Source organism: Thalassovita sp., from assembly GCF_963691685.1.
Classification (GTDB): Bacteria; Pseudomonadota; Alphaproteobacteria; order Rhodobacterales; family Rhodobacteraceae; genus Thalassobius.
Genome location: NZ_OY829290.1, coordinates 553,605 through 574,554 on the forward strand (window position 1 = coordinate 553,605; position 20,950 = coordinate 574,554).

Sequence of the window (20,950 nt, forward strand, 5' to 3'; positions counted from 1 at the left end):
CGCAATAAGCCCTGCCCAAAAAGACACCGCCGCGCTGGGGACGCACGGCGGGATTTTGAGTATTTTTGAAACAGTGAAAGCGCGAGCTTAGCGCGCGCTGGCGGCCCAGTCCCAGTAGAGCTCTTTCACCCGTTTGGTCATAGGACCGATCTGATACTTGGTGTCGTCAAAGGCGGTGACAGGGGTGACCTTGTTCATATTGCCGGACATGAAGACCTCATCCGCGCCGTGGAAATCCTCAAAGCTCAGCACGGTTTCATTTACGGTCACACCGTCCGCTCGCAGGTTTGCAATGTGGCGCGCGCGGGTGATCCCGGCCAGGAAGGTGCCATTGGGGATCGGGGTGAAGACCTCACCATCTTTGACCATGAAGATATTGGCGGAACCGGTTTCTGCCACATTGCCCATGGCATCCGCCACCAGCGCGTTGCCGAACCCTTTGGATTTCGCCTCGGCGATCATGCGGGCGTTGTTGGGGTAGAGGCAGCCGGCCTTGGCATCAACCACCGCATCCTCCAGCACCGGGCGGCGGAATCGGGTGCGGGTCAGCGTGGTGGAGGCGCCTTCCGGGGCCATCGGGATCTCTTCAAGCGAGATGCAGAAACCAGTTTCTTCCTGCACCGGGACAATGCCGGTGGCATCGCCGTGAATGCCCCAATACATCGGCCGGATATAGACCGCCGCGCCGGGATCAAAGCCGCGCAGCCCCTCCAGAACGATCTGTTCCATCTCCTCGGCCGAAACGGTGGGGTTCAGCATCAGCGCCTTGGCAGACCGGTTGGTGCGGGCGCAGTGTTTGTCGAGGTCCGGGGTCAACCCGTTCACAAACCGCGCCCCGTCAAACACGGTAGAGCCCAGCCAGGCGCCGTGATCGGCGGCGTTCATCACCGGCAGATCGCCCTGATGCCAGGTGCCTTTGTAATAGGTGCGGATGGTGTTGCTGAGCGCCATGGTTTGAACCCCGTGATCGTGATCTTTGCGTGGGGGCAACCTAGGGGGGATCCGCCGGGGCGTCCAGTGGGGGCAGCTACGGTAGCGGATGGACCGCTGTACAACCCGCGCCAGCCTTATCGCAGTGACGCGCGTGAATTGGTATCACACTTGCAATGGTTGTTTTTCTACAATGAACAAGGAGGGGTAGAGTGATTAAACCTTTGATTTCCGCAACCTGCGCGTCAGCGATGTTGCTGGTAGCCGGCTGCGGTTACACACCATCGGGGGAGCCGCGGTTCTGCGAAGCCAACAAAGAGGTCTGTCTGTTTGTCGGGGCCGTGATTGTGGGCGGCCTGATCGCGTCAAACAGCAACGGCGCTGATCCTACACCCGCGCCCGCACCGGTCCCAGCGCCGCTGCCGTCAGATTTGCGACTGAAGACGGATGTCACCCGGGTGGACGCGCTGGACGGCGGCCCGTCGCTCTATGCCTATCGCTATATTGGCAGTGACGAGATGTTTGTGGGTGTTCTGGCGGAGGATCTGCTGGCCGACAGCCGCTACGCGCATCTGGTGCAGCGCGGTGACGACGGGTTCCTGCGGGTCGACTATAGTGGTCTGCCGGGCACGTTGCTGGCCTATCGAGCCATGCGCGCCGCCGGCGAACGCGCGGCCGCGCTGTAACATCGCCCTAGAAACAAAAAGGGCCCCGGCTGGGGCCCTTTTCCTGTCTGGTATCGGGTCTTACCCGACCATGCCGACAATCTCTTTGGTTTTGGTCAGGATCGGCGCGGCGATTTCGCGGGCGCGATCGGCGCCTTGGCCCAGGATGCGATCGATCTCAGCCGGGTCCTGCATCAGGCGGGACATTTCATTTGAGATCGGCGACAGCTTGGCCACCGCCAGCTCCGACAGCATTGGTTTGAATTCCGAGAACTGCTTGCCACCGGCTTCGGCCAGCACCTGATCCACCGACATTTCGGCCAGACCGGCGTAGATGTTCACCAGGTTGCGGGCCTCGGGGCGGTCTTCCAGGCCTTTGGCCTCAGACGGCAGCGCCTCGGGATCGGTTTTGGCTTTGCGGATCTTCTTGGCGATCGTGTCGGCGTCATCGGTCATGTTGATGCGGCTGGCGTCAGAAGGGTCGGACTTCGACATCTTCTTGGAGCCATCGCGCAGCGACATGACACGGGTGGCCGCGCCTTCGATCCGGGGTTCGGGGATCGGAAAGAAATCCACACCGTAGTCGTGGTTGAACTTGGTTGCGATGTCGCGGGTCAGTTCCACGTGCTGTTTCTGATCCTCACCCACCGGCACTTCGGTGGCGTGGTAGACCAGAATGTCCGCCGCCATCAGCGACGGGTAGGCCAAGAGCCCGAGCGAGGCGTTCTGGGTGTTCTTGCCCGCCTTGTCCTTCCACTGGGTCATGCGCTGCATCCAGCCCATGCGGGCGACGCAGTTGAAGATCCAGCCCAGTTCGGCGTGTTCTTTCACCTGACTTTGGTTGAACAGGATCGAACGGGTCGGATCGATCCCAGCGGCCAGGTAGCCGGCGGTCAATTCGCGGGTCTGGCGGCGCAGGGCCTCAGGGTCTTGCCAGACGGTGATGGCGTGCATGTCCACAACACAGTAGACCTGCTCAATCTGCTCTGCCTGTTTCTCAACGAAACGTTTGATTGCGCCAAGGTAGTTGCCAAGGGTCAGCCCGCCAGAGGGCTGGATGCCCGAAAACACCCGGGGGGTAAACCCGGCGTTCGGGGTGGATTGCGTTTGGACCGCATCCGACATGGTGGTTCTCCGTCTGGATTTATCTGTTCTGGTGGCTTACCCATGCCCCATACCCCCGTCAAGGCGGGCATCTGAGGAGCAGGGAATGAACGACGAAAACATGCAAGCAGACAACAACCCGGTGAACCCGCTGCCGCCGGTGATCGTGGCGCTGTTCCTGTTCATTCTGGGGATCGAGGTTCTGTTCAATCTCGGCGCGCGCGGCATTCTTGGCGGGCCCGAGGCGGTGGGCTGGCGGTTGGCGGCGCTGCAAAAATACGCCTTCTCGGATGAGATCTTTGAATGGATGCGGGCCACCGGGCAGTACCCGTTTGAACATATGGTGCGCTTTGTCACCTACGGGTTTGTGCATCTCAGCTTTGTGCATGCGCTGTTTGGCTGTGTGATCCTCCTGGCGCTCGGCAAGATGGCGGGGGAGGTTTATAACCAATTTGCACTGCTGTTGTTCTTTGTCATGGGAGCGGCCAATGGGGCGCTGATCTACGGGCTGGTGCTGGATGTGGATACCCCGTTGATCGGGGCCTATCCCGGCGCCTATGCGATGATCGGCGCCTATACCTACCTGCTGTGGCTGCGTCTTGGCATGCTGGGCGAACAGCAGATCCGGGCGTTTTCGCTGATCGGTTTCTTGCTGGGCATTCAGCTGCTCTTTGGTGCGCTGTTTGGCGGCACGCCGGACTGGCTGGCTGATGTGGCGGGCTTTGTCACCGGGTTGGTTCTGGCGGTGTTCCTGATCCCCGGCGGGCTGCGCCGGTTGCGGGATCGGTTGCGCACCCGCTGAATTTGGCACTGATTGGGGGCAATAGATCGGGGCAGTCTCAGCCGCCCCGTCCTTATTCGCCCCGTCTTCAGCCTAGTCTTCAGCCACCTCTTCGCATCGCGCTTTTGAACTCGGCCAGACGGAAGGCTCCGATCAGCTGTCCAATGCCGAAGTAACTGGCCATTCCGATCAGAACCAGCACGGCCAAGGCGCCATAGCGCAGGCCGGCCATGCCCAGAAACGGGGTCAGTGCCACATTGGCCATCCACAGCACCGCCCCCATCGCAAAGGAGGCGGCGACGATGCGCCAGATCCGACTGTGAAACCGGCGATCAAAGCGGGCCACATCGCCAAATCCGCGCGCGCCAACGCCCAGCCTGGCCACCATCGCCCAGCCCGCCAGCGTGGTCGCAATCGCCGAGGCGATCCAGCCGATAAACGGCGCAAGGCCAACGGCAATCACCGCGTTCACAACCATAGCCCCAAGGGCATAACGGAATGGGGTTTTGGTGTCTTCGCGGGCAAAGAACAGCGGCTGCAGGATTTTCTGCAAGACAAAGGCCGGCAGACCTAGGCCATAGATCGCAACTGCCACCGCAATGGCCGCGCTGTCATCTGAGGTCATCGCACCCCGTTCAAACAGGACCGAAACCAGCGGCAGCGGAACAACCACCAGAGCCACAGCCGCCGGGATGGTCAGCGCCAGTGAAATCTCTGCCGCCCGGCTCAGCGCGTTGCGCGATCCGTCGTGATCCCCGGCCTTCAGCCGGCGTGACAGGTCCGGCAACAGCACCACACCGATGGCGATGCCCACCACACCAAGCGGCAGCTGGTACAGCCGGTCCGCTGCATAGAGCCAGCCCACGGCGCGGTCGAAATAGCTGGCGACCTGCTGGCCGACCAACAGGTTCACCTGCACCACACCACCTGCCAGGGCGGCGGGCACGGCGACGATCACCAGCTGCTTCATCTCGGGGCTGAACCGGGGCCGTTGCAAGCGGATGCTGATGCCCGCACGTTGTGCCGCAATCCAGACCAGCCCCATCTGCGCGATCCCGGCAAAGGGCACCATCCAGACCAGGCTTTGCGCCACATCACCCCCGGCCAGAACCGCCCCCAGCATGGCCCCGACCATCAGGATGTTCAGCAGGACCGGCGCCGCCGCTGCAGCCGCAAACCGGCCATGGGCGTTCAATACCCCAGACAGCAGTGCCGCGAGGGATATGAACAGGATGTAAGGAAAGGCGATCCGCCCAAAAGCAACGGAGAGGTCAAACTGTTCCTGCCCGGCAAAGCCCGAGGCCAGACCGTAGATCAGCCAGGGCATCGTCAGCTGCGCCAGAAGGGTCAGAACGATCAGCACCGTGGCCAGACCACTGATGGCCTGACTGGCAAAACCGCTGGGGTCTTCATCGCCTTCTAGCCGTTTGGAATATTGCGGAATGAAGGCCATGTTGAATGCGCCTTCGGCAAAGAACCGGCGGAACATATTGGGCAGGCGGAACGCCACCACAAAGGCCTCATAGGCCGGGCCGGTGCCCAGATAGGCCAGGATCATCGCATCGCGCACAAACCCCAGAACCCGGCTCAGCAAGGTCCAGGCGCCAACCGTCAGGAAGCCGGAAATCAGGCGGATCGACTTCATGAAATGGCCCTTTCCGCGCCCTCAGTGATGGCTTCGCGCAGCTTCTTTTCCAGCGTCTTTTGGCGCGGGGCCGAGTGGAACTTCAGCCCGAACATGTCTTTGACGTAGAAGCTGTCGACCACCTGTTCGCCATAGGTCGCGATCACGGCCGAGGCGATATAGACGTTGTTGTTGGCCAGCGTCCGGGTCAGATCAAACAACAGGCCGGGCCGGTCGCGGGTGTCCACCTCGATGATGGTGTAGATATCCGATCCTTCGTTATCAAAGGTGATCGAGGTCGGCACCCGGAAGGCACGTTCGCGTTTCTTGATCTTGTCGCGCGATTTCATCGCTTCGGTGGCTTTCACCTCACCCAGCAGGATCTTTTTGATCATCTGGGTCAGCCGGGGCAGGCGCTCTTCCTCATAGGGGTGGCCATCCGCGTCCTGCACCCAGAAGACCGCAGTGGCATAGCCATCCTTGGAGGTATAGGTGCGCGCGTCCACCACATTGGCCCCGACAAGTGCCAACGCGCCGCTGAGGCGGGAAAAGATGCCGGGGTGATCGACAAGGGCAAAACAGGCGCGGGTCGCATCGCGGTCCAGATCCGGGTGCAGGTCGATGCGCACCTCATCATCGGGGATGTCGCGCAGCAAGGTGGCAAAGACCGCATGGGTGTTGGTGTCGAGACCTTGCCAATAAGGCGGGTAATGGCGGCCGGTTTCCGTCCGCAACGGGGCGCTGTCCCAGTCCGACAGCCGCTCGCGCAGCAGCTTGCGCGCCTCGGCGCCACGGTTTTCGCGATTGACCTCTTCCAGCCCGTGTTCCAGCGCCTGCGCGGTATCGCGGTGCAGCTGGCGGATCAGCACGGCCTTCCAGTTGTTCCAGGTGTCAGGGCCCACGCCACGAATGTCACAGACCGTCAGCACGGTCAGCAGATCCAACCGCTTGCGGGTTTTCACCGCCTTGGCAAAGGCACGTACTGTGCGCGGGTCCGAGATATCGCGTTTCTGCGCCATGTCCGACATCAACAGGTGATAGCGCACCAGCCATTCCACCGTCTCGACCTCAGACTTGGACAGGCCCAGATGCGGCGCTACTTTGCGCGCGATCTTGGCGCCAAGGATTGAGTGATCTTCATCACGGCCTTTGCCGATGTCATGCAGCAGCAGCGCCACATAGATCACCTTGCGGTTCACCCCTTCCTTCAGGATGCCCGAAACCAACGGCAGGCTTTCCACCAGATCGCCATGTTCGATTTCGCTGAGGTTGCGGATGCATTGGATCGTGTGCTCATCCACGGTGTAGTGGTGGTACATGTTGAACTGCATCATCGCCACGATCGGCTCAAACTCGGGGATAAAGGCTGACAGAACCCCCAGTTCATTCATCCGGCGCAGGGCGCGTTCGGGGTTGCCGTGTTTCAGCATCAGATCCAGAAACTGCCGCCGCGCCTCTTTGTCATTGCGCATCTCATCGTCGATGAGATCAAGGTTGGCTGAAACCAGACGCATCGCATCCGGGTGGATCAACATACCGGTGCGCAGCGCCTCCTCGAACAGGCGCAGCAGGTTCAGTTTGTCAGCAAGGAAGGCCTTCTCATTGTCCACCGCCAGACGGTTGTGGACCACCTTGTAGCCTTTTTTGACACGCGGATTGCGGCGGAAAATCCGTTGCAGCAGCGGCTCGTTTTTGACGTGCATCGCTTCCAGTTTGGTCAGGAAGATGCGGGTCAGATCGCCGGTGGCGGTGGCATTGCGGAAATATTCCTGCATGAAATGTTCCACCGCGCGGCGGCCGTCCTGGTCCTCATAGCCCATCCGGGCCGCAACCTCGACCTGCAGGTCAAAGGTCAGCTGATCCGAGGGCCGGTTGGTGATCAGATGCAGATGGCAGCGCACCGCCCAAAGGAAATCCTCAGCCCGTTTGAACAGCTGAAACTCATCCTCACTGAAGACATTGAGCTTCACCAGCTCCTTAACGTTGCGGACGTTATGGACGTATTTGGCGATCCAGAACAGCGATTGCAGGTCACGCAGGCAGCCTTTGCCCTCCTTGACGTTTGGCTCCACCACATAGCGCTGGCCGCCCTGGCGCTCATGACGGGCGTCACGCTCTTCCAGCTTGGCCTCAATAAATTCCGCCGCAGTGCCTTTGAACAGCTCCGAGGTCAGCCGTTTCGCCAGTTCCGTCGGCAGTTCCGCGTCCCCGGTCAGATAGCGATGTTCCATCAATGCGGTGCGGATGGTGAAATCTTCGCGCCCCAGCTTCAGGCAATCGCGCACCGTGCGGGAGGCATGGCCGACCTTCAGCCGCAGATCCCACAGGATATAGAGCATCGATTCGATCACCTTCTCGGCCCAGGGGGTGATCTGTTTCGGCGTCAGGAACAACAGGTCGACGTCAGACTGCGGCGCCATTTCACCACGCCCGTAGCCGCCGACGGCCAGCAGGCTCAACCGGTCCTCTTCGCCGGCATCCGGGTTTGGATGCATATACTGGGTGGCCACATGTTTGGCGGTCACCACCAGACAATCGGTCAGCCAGGTGTAGGCCCGTGTGGTGGGGCGCGCCTTGAAGGGATCGGCAGCAAAAGCTTCGGCAATGGCGGCCATCCCGGCCTTGCGCGCTTTCAGAAGGATCGGCACCACGGCGCTGCGCAACAGGGCCGCATCCGGTGCGGTTTGCGCCGCCTCAGCGATTTCGGCGCCAACGGCTTGGGCATCAAAGATGTCGCCTGCCGGGCAAATCAGCTTGTCCGGCGCTTTGGGGAGGTTCAGCATCTGTGGGCCTTTGTCTTTGGGGCGTCTTCTATCGGGTCAGGCGGGGCCTGTGTGGTCGCGGAACAGGGCGGCTGCATAGGCCCGGATCAGCACGGCAGGGCCGCGGAGGGTGGGCGCCGGTGGTTGGGCAACAGAAACGGGGGGCGCTGGGCCCCCCGGATGTTGGTTCAGAAACCGGTACCGCCAAAACTGCGGGGCGCCGGGCTGATGATAACCACTTTCTTGTCCTGGATCTGGGCAATGGCCAGACCCCGTTCATTGGTGCCATCCGGGCGCAGACGGAAGATCCCGTTGACCCCCTGGAAACCAGCGCCCTGCGTCAGCGCGCTGGCGGTCAGTGCGTCACGGTTGCCGGCGTTGACCAAAGCACCGATCGCGGCAATGCCGTCATAGGCCAGACCACCGATCGGGTGTGGCGTGGCGCCAAAGGCGGCGCTGTAACGGCTGCTGAACTGTTGCGTCAGCGCCGGATCCGGCTTGGCAAACCAGCCACCCTGCACCCCGGGCAGCTCAAGTGTCTGCGGCGGCACGTCCCAACGGGTCAGGCCGATATACTGGGTCTCGGCCGGGTCCACACCGGATTCATCCAGCAGCTGGCTCAGAAGCGGCAGCGCACCTTCGGAACTTGCGGTCAGGAAGACCGAGCTGGCGCCGCTCGATACCGCGGACCGGATGGTGGGGATCGCCTGAATAACACCCTGCTGTGAGCGCTCATAGGGCACGGCCTCAGCCAGCGAGGCACCGGCTGTGCGGCTGATCGCGCCCGAGATTGCATCGCGCCCCAAGGTCCCCGCGACCGAGGCGTCATGGGCAATCACAACATTGCCTTTGCCCTGCGATGCCGCATGAGCAATCAGCCGGTTTGCGGTGTTCTGGAAGGTCGGGCCAAGGATAAACAGGTTACCACCGGCAACCGAGGTGTTGTTGGAAAACGACAGCACGTTCACGCCGCGGGGCGCCACCGCCACCGCCGCCGCATTGGCTGAGGCAGAATAGACCGGGCCAAGGATGATTTTGGCGCCGTCCTGTACCGCGGCCACAGCCTGACTTGCGGCTTGATCCGCATTGCCGGCTGTGTTGTAGACGCGCAGATCAATGTTCACGCCGTCCAGATCGGTGATCGCCAGACGGGCTGCATTTTCAAGGCTTTGCGCCAGAATGACATCGCCTGCGTTGTCGCTGCCACCGGGCACCAGCAGGGCCACGGGCACGGGTTTGGAGGTGTTGATCGAGGGGCCGCCGCTGGTGGCTGGCACACAGGCGGCCAAAGCGGTCAGCGAAAGGGCGGAGAAAAGCGGGACAATTGCCCGACGGGCAGTCTTGCGGGCGCTGCTGAAAACGGCGAACATTGGATAAATGGCTCCTTCGGGACCGGCGAAAATGCGCAGAATGGTCTTTGCGCCGATAATAAACACAGGAAGGGGCGGGTCCAGTGCTGAATCTGCAACCGAAAAAACTGGCGCCCGGTGTCTACCTGTTGGCCACACCCATTGGAACCGCCCGTGACATCACGCTGCGTGCGCTGGATATTCTGGCCAGCGCGGATGTGCTGGTGGCCGAGGACACCCGCAGCCTGCGCAAACTGATGGAGATCCACGGCGTCCCCCTGGGGGATCGGCCGGTGCTGTCCTATCACGATCACAACGGCGCCCAGATGCGGCCACGCTTGATGGGGCTCTTGGCAGAGGGCAAATCGCTGGCCTATGCCTCTGAGGCGGGCACGCCGATGGTGGCCGATCCCGGTTTTGATCTGGCCCGCGCCGCCCGCGACGAAGGTTATGACGTGATCTCCGCCCCCGGTCCTTCCGCCGTGGTGACGGCGCTGACACTCGCGGGCCTGCCCACCGACCGATTTATGTTTGCAGGCTTCCTGCCCAACGCTAAAGGCGCCCGCCGCAAAATGCTGGAGGAGCTTTCAGCGATCCCCGCCACATTGGCGTTTTACGAAAGCCCCAAGCGGGTGGCGGCCATGCTGAAAGATGCCGCCGACGTCATGGGCGGCGCGCGCGACGCGGCAGTGTGCCGCGAGCTGACCAAAAAATTCGAAGAGGTCATTCGTGCACCATTGCAGGACCTCGCAGACATTTGCGCGGATCGTTCCCTGAAAGGGGAAATCGTGGTGCTGATCGACCGGCCGCGTTCACCAAATGTTAGCGAAGTTGATATAGAAGCAGAGCTGAAGCTGCTGCTTGAAACCATGTCTGTGCGCGATGCCTCGGATGAACTGGCAGCAAAAACCGGTGTGAAACGCCGGAAAATCTATCAGATGGCGCTGGCACTCGATCAGGGCTGAAACGGGGGCGGATTGACCCAGCTGTGCTTTGATTTGGATATGCCTTTGGCCGCGCCACCCGCGTGCCCGCGGCCTCACGGGCAACATAAACACGGCCCTAAACACGACCCGAAACACCACCGTGGCCAATTGGCCCATCTGGCCGGGCTCGCCGCCGAAGATCAGGTGGTGACCCATTATCTGAGCCGCGGCCACCACCTCGTGGCCGCGCGCTGGCGTGGCAAGGCCGGGGAAATTGACCTGATCCTGCGGCCACCGGAGCGCGATGGGTTCGTTTTTGTTGAGGTTAAGAAATCACGTTCTTTCGACCACGCCTTGGCGCGGGTCAGTGCTCGCCAGGCCCAACGGATCATGCGCGCGGCTGAGGAATTCATCGGCCATTGCGGGGCGGGCCTGTCGACCAATATGCGGTTTGACGTGGCCATGGTTGATGCGCAGGGCCAGATTGAAGTGCTGGAAAATGCCTTCGCCGGGGGCGGCTGGGACCACTGTTGCGATCACTGATATGTGCGATTGTTGATTTCTGATTTGCCACTCTGGCGGGCTTGGGTCATGTATTCTGTCGATACCTCCCTTGGCCAGAACAGGTGGCAGACATGAAAATCGCCTTTCAGATGGATCCGATCGGTCCCATCGACATCAATGCAGACAGCACCTTCCGCATCGCGCTTGAGGCGCAGGCGCGCGGGCATGAGCTGTTTTATTACACGCCCGACCGCCTGTCCTATCAGGAGGGGCGCATCGTCGCCCGCGGCTGGCCGCTGACCGTGCAAAAGGTCGAAGGGGATCACTATACCACCGGCCCTGAGCAAGAGGTGGATCTGGCAAGTTTTGATGTGGTCTGGCTGCGTCAGGACCCGCCGTTTGACATGTTCTACATCACCACCACCCATCTGCTGGACCGGATCCATCCGGACACTCTGGTGGTCAATGATCCGTTCTGGGTGCGCAACTACCCGGAAAAACTGCTGGTGCTTGATTTCCCCGACCTGACGCCGCCGACCACCATCGCGCGTGATCTGCAAACCATTCGGGAGTTCAAGAACAAACACGGCGACATCATCCTGAAACCGCTTTACGGCAACGGCGGCGCTGGTGTTTTCCGCCTGACTGAAAGTGATCGCAACCTGACCTCGCTGCATGAGCTGTTCACTGGCTTCAGCCGCGAACCGCTGATTGTGCAGAAGTTCCTGCCGGATGTCTCCAAAGGCGACAAGCGGGTCATTCTGGTGGACGGTGAACCAGTAGGCGCCATCAACCGTGTACCGCAGGCCGGCGAGACCCGTTCCAACATGCATGTGGGCGGCCGGCCTGAGAAAATCGCGCTCAGCGATCGGGATCGTGAAATCTGTGATCGGATCGGTCCGCTGTTGCGCGAAAAGGGCCAGGTCTTTGTCGGCATTGACGTCATCGGCGACTACCTGACCGAGATCAACGTCACCTCCCCCACCGGCATTCAGGAGCTGGAGCGGTTTGACGGCACCAACACCGCCCAGAAAATCTGGGAGGCGATTGAGGCCAAGCGGGCGTGAGCCTCACGCTGCGCCTTATGGGTGCGATGATGCGCCTCACGGTGCGCCCGGTCATGCGGCGCGCCACCGATCCGCAGAACATGCGGCACCATTTCGAACGTGCGGCGCGGCGCTGGTTCCGGCCAGTGCCGCATATGCACGCCATTCCCAGCCTGTTTCCCACCCCCGGGTCAGATCAACACGCGGCCCGCGATGCGCTCTGGGTCGGGGCGGGGCCGGTGATGTCAGATCAGGTGCTGCTTTATCTGCATGGCGGCGGCTATATCGCCGGCAGCCCGAAAACCCATCAGGCCTTGGTGGCCCGGATATCCCGCATGACCGGGTTGCGGGTCTTTGTGCCGGACTATCGTCTGGCGCCGGAACATCCGTTGCCCGCCGCGTTGCAGGACGCCAGGGCCGCCCATGCCCATCTGCTGCAACGGGGCTATCGACCCGAACAAATCATCCTGGGCGGTGACAGTGCCGGCGGCGGTCTGGCCCTGGCGCTGTTGGCGGAGCTCTGTCAAAGCGGTCAGCCCCCGGCCGCCGCTTTTGCGCTTTCGCCCTTCTGTGATCTTGCCTTCACCGGGGCCTCCGTGCGGGACAACGGGCAGCGGGATCACTTCTTTCCTGGCGACCGCGGGCCCTATCTGGCGCGGATGATCCTGGGGGATCTGGCGCCCGAAGACCCACGCGCCTCACCGCTTTATGCCAATTTCCCGGACTGCCCGCCGGTGCTGATCCAGGTCTCGGACGCTGAGATCCTCTATGATGACGCCCGTCGGATGGCCGATAAGCTGCGCGACGCAGGTGCGGAGGTCACGCTGCAGATCTGGCAGGACGCCCCGCATGTCTGGCAGATTTTTGATGGTTGGTTTCCCGAAGCACGCGCCGCCCTGCGCGACGTTGCCCATTTTCTAAGACGCTTTTGCTAACCCGATTGCGGCTGCATCAGCCGGTAGCTGATCGCCTCGGCCACATGGGGGCGTCGCACCGCGTCGCTGAGATCCAGATCTGCGATGGTGCGCGCGACCCGCAGCACCCGGTGATAGCCCCGCGCCGTCAGGCCAAAACGCTCCGCCACTTGCCCCAGTAGGGCTTGGCCCTCCCCATCAGGCGTCGCCACTTCGCTCAGCGCGCCGCCTTCCAGATCGGAATTGGCAAAACCGTCTTCGGCGCCATGCCGCGCGGCCTGTCGCGCCCGGGCTTGGGCGACGCGGCTGCACACCTGCGCCGAGCTGTCACCCGTGGCGGGCAGGTCCAGATCGGTGAAACTGACCGGCGGCACCTCAAGGCGCAGGTCAAACCGGTCCAGCAACGGACCTGAGATCCGGCCCATGTAATCCTCACCACAATTGGGGGCGCGATTGCAGGCGCGGGCCGGATCTGTCAGGTGGCCGCAACGGCAAGGATTGGCCGCGGCCACCAGCATGAATCGGCATGGGTAGGTCACATGGGCATTGGCGCGGCTGATCATAACCTCCCCGGTTTCAATGGGTTGGCGCAGGGTTTCCAGAACGGACCTGTTGAACTCAGGCAATTCATCAAGGAACAACACGCCATTATGGGCCAGCGAAATCTCCCCCGGTTTGGCACTGCGCCCACCGCCCACAATCGCCGCCATTGAGGCGGTGTGATGCGGTTCACGGAACGGGCGGCTGCGTGAAATGCCGCCTTCGTCCAAAAGGCCGGCAAGGGAATGGATCATGGAGGTTTGCAATGCCTCCGCTGCGCTGAGGGGTGGCAAGATGCCGGGCAGTCGGGCCGCCAGCATCGATTTGCCGGACCCCGGCGGGCCGCTCATCAAAAGGTGATGGCGTCCGGCGGCAGCGATTTCCAGCGCCCGTTTCGCCCGTTCCTGACCTTTGACATCGCGCAGGCAACGGCTGCCGGAGGTGCCTGTGACCTCCCCGGGTTCGGCAGGGGGCAGCGGGGACTGGCCGGTGAAATGGCGCACCACGTCTGAAAGCGCCGGTGCGGCAATGACCTGACAGGCCCCGACCCAGGCGGCCTCCGCCCCTGAGGCGGCTGGGCAGAGCAGCGCGCGGTCCTCCTCCGCGGCGGCCATGGCGGCGGGCAGGGCGCCGATCACCGGGATCAATGCGCCATCAAGGGACAGTTCGCCCAAGGCGGTGATCGCCTCGGCGGCATCTGGCGGAATGATCTCCAACGCGGCCAGCAGCGCCATGGCAATCGGCAGATCAAAATGACTGCCCTCCTTGGGCAGATCGGCGGGGGAGAGGTTGATCGTGATCCGTTTGGACGGCAGCGCGATGGCCAAAGCGCTGAGCGCGGCGCGCACCCGGTCCCGCGCTTCTGAGACGGATTTATCCGGCAGGCCCACGATGGAAAACGCAGGCAAGCCCGGCGACAGGGCGCATTGCACCTCAACCCGCCGGGCAGATACACCTTCAAAAGCAACGGTATAGGCCCGCGCAACCATAGCTTTCCCCCTTGGTTAGGGGAACGTTAACCGCGCAGTGCTTACCGAAGCGTTAACGATCGAGCGGAACGCCGGCTTCAAGCCCCGTGTTCGGCCCGCAGAGCGGTGAACTTTGGCCAGGCTTCGGCATCCGCAACGGTCTTGTCGCGGCAGGTGGCGTTGCAGAACCCGTAGATGATGCCGTCCAGCTCCAGACAATGGGTGGAGGGGCGGCCTGAATAGGGGCAGGCGGTATTGACCGGTGCTTTCCCTTCAGCCGCCACCGCAGACAGGCGCGCAGGTCCGGGCCAAACCGTTGTGGCATGATCGTTTGCGTAAGGCACAGGATCATAGCTGCGGGTCAGACCAAGGGCGCGCCAGCGGCGGAAGCTGGGATCAGCCAGCGTGGTTGCCACATAGTCCGCAGCGATCTGGCCTACCGGCAAGCCGTGGCCTGCGATCCGGGCCGCAATCGGCGCGTAAAACGCATCCGCCAGCGAGTAGCGCCCAAAGAGCCACGGGCCCTCGGCGCCAAACTGTTGGCGCGCCCGGGTCCACAGATCCTCAATCCGAGCCAGATCAGCGGCGACGGCATCGCTGACCGGGAAATCCTGATATTGATGGATCAGCTGCATCGGGCATTCACTGCGCAGCGCCATGAACCCGGCGTGCATCTCGGCCGAGATCCAGCGGGCAAAGGCGCGGGCGGCAGGGTCGGCGGGCCACATCTGCGCCTCGGGGTGGCGCTCGTTCAGCTCTTCAGCAATCGCCAGTGTTTCGCCAATCACTGTCCCGTCGGCACAACGCACAACTGGCACCAGCCGGGCCGGCGCCAGAGGTTCCAGCGCGCTGCGGAAGCTGCCGTCATAAAGGCTCAGCGTGGTGGTCTGAAACGGCAGGTCAAACTTTTCCAGCATCAGCCAGCCGCGCAGGGACCAGCTGGAAAAGGTGCGATCACCGATGAAGAGTTCGTAGCTCATGGGGGCCTCCGTGCCTGTCCGCGTTGTTCTGGTGGCAAGCTAGGCGGCAACACCTTATCTGTGAAACGAAAATCTGTGCGGTAACTGCATCACGGAAGGTGATTGATGCCCTTGGCGTGCCAGCGTCCACCCTGCCAATGCAGCTCAGTGACCGACAGGTTTTCGATCCGATGGGCAAAGGCCTCATAAGCGCCGATCTGCAACGCCTGCTGAACCTGGGTCAGGATCACCCCGAAATGCGCCACGGCAATGATGTCCCGGTCGGGGTGGGCCGCCATCACACGGGCGACGGCGCGGTCGACACGGGCGCTGACCTCATGCCAGCTTTCGCCGTTGGGCGGGCGCACATCGCCGGGATTGTCCCAGAAATTGCGGATCAGCGCCTCATCCTCAATCTCATCAAAACGTTTCAGCTCCCAGTCGCCGAAATGGATTTCCCGCAGATCCATATCATGCGCCAAGCGGTCGCGCTGGCCCTGAATGGCGTCTGCCGTGGCCCGCGCCCGGCTGAGATCGGAGGAGATCACAAGCGCGTTTTGTGGCAAATGCCCGGCCAGCCGTTCAACCTGTGCGGTATCAGACAGATCGGCGGGCAAATCGGACCAGCCGACCATGGTCTTGGCATGGGTTGGTCCGTGGCGCACCCAGAAGAAACGGCTCATGGCAAGGTCCCTTTCAGTGCCAGTGGCAGGCCCGCCATCACCGCAACCACCGTATCGGCACGGGCGGCCAGCTGTTGGTTCAAAGTACCTTGCGCATCACGGAACCGCCGCGCCAGCGCATTTTCCGGAACAACCGAAAGCCCCACCTCATTGCTGACCACAACCACATGGCCTTTACAGTCTTTCAGCGCTTTCAGCAGTCGTTTGCTTTCGGCCTTCAGATCGTGGTCCGCCAGCAGATGATTGGTCAGCCACATGGTGGCGCAATCCAGCAGCACGACCTCTTTCTTCTTCACAGCGGCCAACGCCTCCGTGAGGTCCAAAGGCGCTTCAACGGTTTTCCAGCCTTCGCCACGCTGTTGAATATGTCTTTGAATTTTCTCTTTCATTTCATCATCCCAGGCCTGCGATGTGGCCAGGTAGATGCGGGTGTAACCACTTTGAATCACGATGTTTTCGGCGAATGCAGACTTGCCGGAGGAGGCCCCGCCAAGGACCAGAGTCAGCTTCTGCAGCATGTTTTTCACACCTTATTGTGATCCAGTACACCTTGCGGTGCGTAGCATTCATGCGGCTAAGATAACAAGACGCAAGATTATTTCACGCGTCACAAACATGGGGGAATATCATGGCACTTGATTCACCCAAGGACCTATCGCTGTCCCGCACAGCCATGAAGGCTGAATTGCTGGATGCGGAAACGGAAAGACAATTAGCATATGCATGGCGCGATCATCGCGATGAAGCAGCCCTGCACCGATTAATTACTGCCTATATGCGCCTCGCCATTTCAATGGCGGCCAAATTTAAACGATATGGCGCACCGATGAATGACCTGATCCAGGAGGCTGGGTTGGGTCTGATGAAGGCTGCGGACAAATTTGATCCCGATCGCGGCGTTCGCTTTTCAACCTATGCGGTCTGGTGGATCAAAGCATCCATTCAGGACTATGTGATGCGCAACTGGTCTATGGTGCGCACCGGCTCGACCTCCTCGCAGAAGTCGCTGTTTTTCAACATGCGTCGGGTTCAGGCCCGGCTGGAGCGGGAGGCATTTTCCCGCGGCGAAGAACTGGATCGGCATCAGATGCGTCAGGCCATTTCGATGGAAATCGGCGTTCCGATCCATGATGTGGAGATGATGGAGGGGCGACTGTCCGGCAGTGACTTCTCCCTCAACGCCACGCAAAGCTCCGAAGATGAGGGGCGGGAATGGATTGATACGCTGGAAGATGACCGTTCACAGGCGGCTGAGATCGTTGCGGATCAACATGATCGCAAGGCGTTGCGCAGCTGGCTGACCGATGCGGTGTCGCGCCTCAATGAACGTGAACAGTTCATCATCCGGGAACGGAAACTGCGCGAACCTGTGCGCACGCTGGAATCCCTGGGGATTGAGCTGGGCCTGTCGAAAGAACGAGTGCGTCAGCTGGAGGCCGCAGCGCTGAAGAAGATGCGGAAACAGCTGGAAGCCGAAAGCGAAGAGGTGCAAGATCTCCTCCTATGAGGATGTTGATTGCTGCCGTTCTGGCTACTTTCGCTGCACCGCCGCTTCATGCAGATGAGGCGGCGGATGCTTTGTTCACTGTCGCCGACATCGCCCTGTTGGGAGAGGTGCACGATAATCCCGACCATCACCTTGAACAGGCCCGCATCGTCACAGCGATGCAGCCCGCGGCGCTGGTTTTTGAAATGCTGACACCGGCGCAGGTGACCGCGGCAGAAGGGGTGGATCGTCAGGACTTGGCCGCACTGGCCGAGGCGCTGGGCTGGGCTGACAGTGGCTGGCCCGATTTCCAGATCTACGCACCTGTGTTTGCGGCCGCCCCCATGGCGCAGCTCTATGGTGCCGGGTTACCTAGGGCGGAGGCCAGAGCCGCCTATTCCAACGGTATCTCCGAAAGTTTTGGCGCCTTTTCTGAGGCCTATGGGCTGACCAAGGATCTGCCACCAGATCAGATGCAGGCCCGTCTGACATTGCAGTTTCAGGCCCATTGTGAGGCGATCCCACGTGAAAACTTGACCCCGATGGTGGCGCTGCAACGCCTGCGGGATGCCTATCTGGCGCGTGCTGCAATGCAGGCCCTCTTGGAAACCGGCGGTCCGGTTGCGGTGATCACCGGCAATGGCCATGCCCGCAGCGATTGGGGGGCAACCGCGCTGATCCGCCAGCTGGACGCTGAGGTGAAGGTCATCGCGCTGGGGCAATCCGAGGATGGGCAAACGCCCGACGGTGGCTTTGATCTGATCATTGACAGCCCCGGTGTTGACCGGGGGGATCCCTGCGATGCCTTCCGCTAAGCGCCGCCCCGACCTGCGCGCGCCCTTGTCCTTGGCTGCGCAGCGCCCTACTGTCCGCCACAGGTTACTCCGGGGGTGAACATGCTGAACGGCAAGCGCATTTTGTTGATTATCGGGGGCGGGATCGCGGCCTTTAAACTGCCCGAGCTGATCCGCCGCCTGCGCGAACGAGGGGCCTCGGTGACGCCGGTTCTGACCAAGGCCGCGCAGGAATTTGTCACCCCGCTGACCATCGGCTCGCTGGCGGGCGAAAAGGTCTACACGGATCTGTTTGACCTGACCGATGAGGCCGAGATGGGCCATATCCAGCTGTCGCGCGTGGCGGATCTGGTGGTGCTGGCCCCAGCGACCGCCGATCTGATGGCGAAAATGGCGCAAGGTCAGGCCAACGATCTGGCCTCGACCCTGCTGCTGGCCACCGACACCCCGGTGATGATTGCGCCTGCGATGAACGTGCGGATGTGGGATCACCCGGCGACCCAGCGCAATCTGGCGCTGTTGCAGGGCGATGGCATCACGGTTCTGGGCCCGAATGAGGGCGATATGGCCTGCGGCGAATATGGTCCGGGCCGCATGGTCGAACCGATGGAGATCCTGGCCGGGATTGAGGCGGCGCTGACCGACGGTCCCCTCAAAGGCAAACGGATCCTTGTGACCTCGGGCCCGACCCATGAGCCGATTGATCCGGTGCGCTATATCGCCAACCGTTCCTCCGGGGTGCAGGGCACGGCAATTGCCAAGGCCCTGCTGGCGCTGGGGGCAGAAGTGATCTTTGTCACCGGGCCCGCAGATGTGCCCCCGCCGGAGGGGGTGGTGCTGCACCGGGTGGAAAGCGCCAAGGATATGTTAACGGCAGTTGAGGCGGCGTTGCCGGTGGATGCCGGTGTGTTTGCTGCCGCCGTTGCGGATTGGCGTGTGTCCTCGGCCTCAGGTTCAAAAATCAAGAAACAGAACGGCAAGCTGCCGGTGCTGGAATTTGCCGAAAACCCCGACATTCTGGCAACGATCAGCCAGCTGGATCAGGGCCGCCCCGGTCTGGTGGTGGGCTTTGCCGCGGAAACCGACGATGTGATCGCCAATGCCACGGCCAAACGCCAGCGCAAAGGCTGTGACTGGATCGTGGCCAATGACGTCAGCCCGGAAACCGGCATCATGGGGGGCAGCGAAAATGCCGTGACCCTGATTTCCGAGGATGGGGCGGAAAACTGGCCGCGGATGGGTAAAGACGCGGTGGCGGTGAAACTGGCCGACCGCATTGCTGAAGCGGTGCTGCGCTGAGGCGCAGCGGCCTTCGGCGAGAGTATTTTGGGAACATTGAAAGAGTACGTGACCATGGTTGAAATTGTGCTGAGCTGGCTGCCCGAGGCGGATCAATCCCTTGGCCTGCCGGGCTATGCCACCGTGGGCGCCGCGGGCGCGGATCTGCGGGCGAATTTTGGCGCGGATCTTCGCGCCAGCGGTATCGAACTGGCACCCGGGGCCCGCGCGCTGGTGCCGACGGGGCTGCGGATGGCGATCCCCGAAGGCTATGAGGTGCAGCTGCGCCCCCGCTCGGGTCTGGCGCTGAAACATGGCATCACCCTGCCCAACAGCCCCGGCACCATTGACAGCGATTATCGCGGCCCGTTGGGTGTCATTGTGATGAACGCCGGTCAGGAGGCGTTCCAGATCAATCACGGTGACCGGATCGCGCAGATGGTGGTGGCCCCTGTGGTGATGGCGGCCTTTGCGGTGGCCGAAGATCTAGAGGACACGGCGCGCGGCGCGGGGGGCTTTGGCTCCACCGGACGTCAGTAATTGGGCGCCAGTAAACGGGGCAGAAAGGTAAAGGCGGTCAATGCTGCTGGTATTTGCACTTGTTGGGATGATCTGGGGCGTAGGGCAGCTGATCGGCCTGCCCAAAGGCATGCGCTGGTCCTTGACCTTCCTGCTGTGGGCCGCCGTGGTTCTGGCCCAGCTGACCCTGCCTGAGGGCCATCCCCTGCGGGAGGCCACGGGTGGATCGGTTGCGCTCTGGCTGATGCTGGCGGGGGCCGGTGTCTTGGTCTGGCTTTACCGGATGGGCCTTGGCTGGCTGCGCCAGCGCGCCCAACCCGATGAGGTGGAAGATAGCGCGCCGAAACCAACATTTTCTGAGACAGAACTGAACCGCTACGCCCGCCATATCGTCATGCGTGAGGTCGGCGGCACCGGTCAGAAGCGGCTGAAAAACGCCAAGGTTCTGGTCATTGGTGCGGGCGGCCTTGGCTCCCCGGCGCTGCTTTATTTGGCGGCGGCGGGTGTGGGCACCATTGGGGTGATTGATGATGATGAGGTCGACAATTCCAACCTGCAGCGTCAGGTGATCCACCGCGATGCAGACATAGGCCTGCCCAAGGTGTTTTCCGCTGAAAAGGCCATGAAGGCACAAAACCCCTTTGTGGAGGTGCGTCCTTACAAACGGCGGTTGGAGGCGGAGACAGCCGCGGATCTGATTGCGGCGTATGACATCGTGCTGGACGGCACCGATAACTTTGACACCCGCTATCTGGCCAACCGGATCTGCGTAGACCAGGGCAAGCCGCTGATTTCTGGCGCGCTGTCGCAATGGGAAGGGCAGATCAGCGTGTTTCATCCCAAAAAGGGTGGACCCTGCTATCAATGTGTCTTCCCCGAAGCACCTGCTGCCGGGCTGGCCCCCAGCTGTGCCGAGGCCGGGGTGATCGCACCGCTGCCCGGGGTCATTGGCACGATGATGGCGGTTGAGGCGATGAAACTGATCACCCGTGCAGGCGCGGTGCTGCGCGGTGAGATGATGATTTACGACGCGCTTTGGGGCGAAACCCGTAAATTCACGGTAAAACCACGCGCTGATTGCCCGATTTGTGGCAAAACGGATGGTTGAGCAACCGCCG

Annotated in this window: 20 protein-coding genes; 11 read left to right on the forward strand and 9 right to left on the reverse strand. The window is 61.9% G+C overall.

What is annotated here, in order from left to right; genetic code table 11:
• Nucleotides 1-87 precede the first annotated feature (87 nt).
• A complete protein-coding gene (locus ACORLH_RS02665) occupies nucleotides 88-951 on the reverse strand; it encodes a branched-chain amino acid aminotransferase (RefSeq protein ID WP_321831062.1) in 864 nt (287 codons plus the stop codon).
• A 191-nt stretch (nucleotides 952-1,142) separates the two neighbouring features.
• Between ACORLH_RS02665 and ACORLH_RS02670 the strand changes: the two genes are divergently transcribed.
• Complete coding sequence (locus tag ACORLH_RS02670; RefSeq protein WP_321831063.1) at nucleotides 1,143-1,616, forward strand: hypothetical protein; 474 nt, start codon at nucleotides 1,143-1,145, stop codon at nucleotides 1,614-1,616.
• A 60-nt stretch (nucleotides 1,617-1,676) separates the two neighbouring features.
• On the opposite strand, the gene trpS is transcribed toward ACORLH_RS02670, so the two are convergent.
• Nucleotides 1,677-2,720 (reverse strand): tryptophan--tRNA ligase, encoded by a 1,044-nt coding sequence (trpS, locus tag ACORLH_RS02675; RefSeq protein WP_321831064.1) that lies wholly within the window; start codon nucleotides 2,718-2,720, stop codon nucleotides 1,677-1,679.
• An 85-nt stretch (nucleotides 2,721-2,805) separates the two neighbouring features.
• Here trpS and ACORLH_RS02680 point away from each other — a divergent pair, with 85 nt between their 5' ends.
• Nucleotides 2,806-3,501: a rhomboid family intramembrane serine protease gene (locus ACORLH_RS02680; RefSeq protein ID WP_058243342.1), complete on the forward strand. Its 696-nt coding sequence runs from the start codon at nucleotides 2,806-2,808 to the stop codon at nucleotides 3,499-3,501.
• A gap of 79 nt (nucleotides 3,502-3,580) precedes the next feature.
• Here the strand turns inward: ACORLH_RS02680 and murJ are convergent, their stop codons facing one another.
• The 3 genes from murJ to ACORLH_RS02695 all read right to left on the reverse strand — a co-directional run bounded on the left by murJ (nucleotide 3,581) and on the right by ACORLH_RS02695 (nucleotide 9,236).
• Nucleotides 3,581-5,125 (reverse strand): murein biosynthesis integral membrane protein MurJ, encoded by a 1,545-nt coding sequence (gene murJ / locus ACORLH_RS02685; RefSeq protein WP_321831065.1) that lies wholly within the window; start codon nucleotides 5,123-5,125, stop codon nucleotides 3,581-3,583.
• On the reverse strand, nucleotides 5,122-7,887 hold the full coding sequence (locus tag ACORLH_RS02690; protein ID WP_321831066.1) for a [protein-PII] uridylyltransferase: 2,766 nt from the start codon (nucleotides 7,885-7,887) through the stop codon (nucleotides 5,122-5,124). Before ACORLH_RS02690 ends, murJ begins: the two co-directional genes overlap by 4 nt.
• A gap of 167 nt (nucleotides 7,888-8,054) precedes the next feature.
• A complete protein-coding gene (locus ACORLH_RS02695) occupies nucleotides 8,055-9,236 on the reverse strand; it encodes a penicillin-binding protein activator (protein ID WP_321831067.1) in 1,182 nt (393 codons plus the stop codon).
• 83 nt (nucleotides 9,237-9,319) lie between these two features.
• Here ACORLH_RS02695 and rsmI point away from each other — a divergent pair, with 83 nt between their 5' ends.
• From rsmI to ACORLH_RS02715, 4 genes are all read left to right on the forward strand, one after another.
• The gene (gene rsmI / locus ACORLH_RS02700) at nucleotides 9,320-10,180 is read left to right on the forward strand and encodes a 16S rRNA (cytidine(1402)-2'-O)-methyltransferase (protein ID WP_321831068.1); all 861 of its coding nucleotides are present in this window, start codon (nucleotides 9,320-9,322) and stop codon (nucleotides 10,178-10,180) included.
• Between the two features lie 39 nt (nucleotides 10,181-10,219).
• Nucleotides 10,220-10,684, forward strand: coding sequence for a YraN family protein (locus tag ACORLH_RS02705; protein WP_321832762.1), 465 nt, complete (start codon nucleotides 10,220-10,222; stop codon nucleotides 10,682-10,684).
• Nucleotides 10,685-10,776: 92 nt separating this feature from the next.
• A complete protein-coding gene (gshB, locus tag ACORLH_RS02710) occupies nucleotides 10,777-11,712 on the forward strand; it encodes a glutathione synthase (RefSeq protein ID WP_321831069.1) in 936 nt (311 codons plus the stop codon).
• A complete protein-coding gene (locus tag ACORLH_RS02715; protein ID WP_321831070.1) occupies nucleotides 11,709-12,626 on the forward strand; it encodes an alpha/beta hydrolase in 918 nt (305 codons plus the stop codon). Before gshB ends, ACORLH_RS02715 begins: the two co-directional genes overlap by 4 nt.
• Here the strand turns inward: ACORLH_RS02715 and ACORLH_RS02720 are convergent.
• The 4 genes from ACORLH_RS02720 to cobU all read right to left on the reverse strand — a co-directional run bounded on the left by ACORLH_RS02720 (nucleotide 12,623) and on the right by cobU (nucleotide 16,273).
• Nucleotides 12,623-14,134, reverse strand: a complete 1,512-nt coding sequence (locus ACORLH_RS02720; RefSeq protein ID WP_321831071.1) for a YifB family Mg chelatase-like AAA ATPase — start codon at nucleotides 14,132-14,134, stop codon at nucleotides 12,623-12,625. The two genes, ACORLH_RS02715 and ACORLH_RS02720, sit on opposite strands and share 4 nt — an antisense overlap.
• 77 nt (nucleotides 14,135-14,211) lie before the next feature.
• A complete protein-coding gene (locus tag ACORLH_RS02725) occupies nucleotides 14,212-15,093 on the reverse strand; it encodes a glutathione S-transferase (RefSeq protein WP_321831072.1) in 882 nt (293 codons plus the stop codon).
• Between the two features lie 89 nt (nucleotides 15,094-15,182).
• Nucleotides 15,183-15,755: a histidine phosphatase family protein gene (locus ACORLH_RS02730; protein ID WP_321831073.1), complete on the reverse strand. Its 573-nt coding sequence runs from the start codon at nucleotides 15,753-15,755 to the stop codon at nucleotides 15,183-15,185.
• A complete protein-coding gene (cobU, locus tag ACORLH_RS02735; RefSeq protein WP_321831074.1) occupies nucleotides 15,752-16,273 on the reverse strand; it encodes a bifunctional adenosylcobinamide kinase/adenosylcobinamide-phosphate guanylyltransferase in 522 nt (173 codons plus the stop codon). The genes ACORLH_RS02730 and cobU overlap by 4 nt, the downstream gene beginning before the upstream one ends.
• Nucleotides 16,274-16,383: 110 nt before the next feature.
• On the opposite strand from cobU, the gene ACORLH_RS02740 reads away from it, so the two are divergent.
• From ACORLH_RS02740 to ACORLH_RS02760, 5 genes are all read left to right on the forward strand, one after another.
• Nucleotides 16,384-17,262 carry an RNA polymerase factor sigma-32 gene (locus ACORLH_RS02740; protein WP_058243332.1) on the forward strand — a complete coding sequence of 293 codons (879 nt, stop codon included), beginning with the start codon at nucleotides 16,384-16,386 and terminating at the stop codon, nucleotides 17,260-17,262.
• Nucleotides 17,259-18,056: a ChaN family lipoprotein gene (locus tag ACORLH_RS02745; RefSeq protein ID WP_321831075.1), complete on the forward strand. Its 798-nt coding sequence runs from the start codon at nucleotides 17,259-17,261 to the stop codon at nucleotides 18,054-18,056. The genes ACORLH_RS02740 and ACORLH_RS02745 overlap by 4 nt, the downstream gene beginning before the upstream one ends.
• An 81-nt stretch (nucleotides 18,057-18,137) precedes the next feature.
• On the forward strand, nucleotides 18,138-19,334 hold the full coding sequence (coaBC, locus tag ACORLH_RS02750; RefSeq protein WP_321831077.1) for a bifunctional phosphopantothenoylcysteine decarboxylase/phosphopantothenate--cysteine ligase CoaBC: 1,197 nt from the start codon (nucleotides 18,138-18,140) through the stop codon (nucleotides 19,332-19,334).
• A gap of 54 nt (nucleotides 19,335-19,388) precedes the next feature.
• Nucleotides 19,389-19,853, forward strand: a complete 465-nt coding sequence (dut, locus tag ACORLH_RS02755) for a dUTP diphosphatase (RefSeq protein WP_321831079.1) — start codon at nucleotides 19,389-19,391, stop codon at nucleotides 19,851-19,853.
• A 40-nt stretch (nucleotides 19,854-19,893) separates the two neighbouring features.
• Complete coding sequence (locus ACORLH_RS02760) at nucleotides 19,894-20,940, forward strand: HesA/MoeB/ThiF family protein (RefSeq protein ID WP_321831080.1); 1,047 nt, start codon at nucleotides 19,894-19,896, stop codon at nucleotides 20,938-20,940.
• Nucleotides 20,941-20,950: the final 10 nt, after the last annotated feature.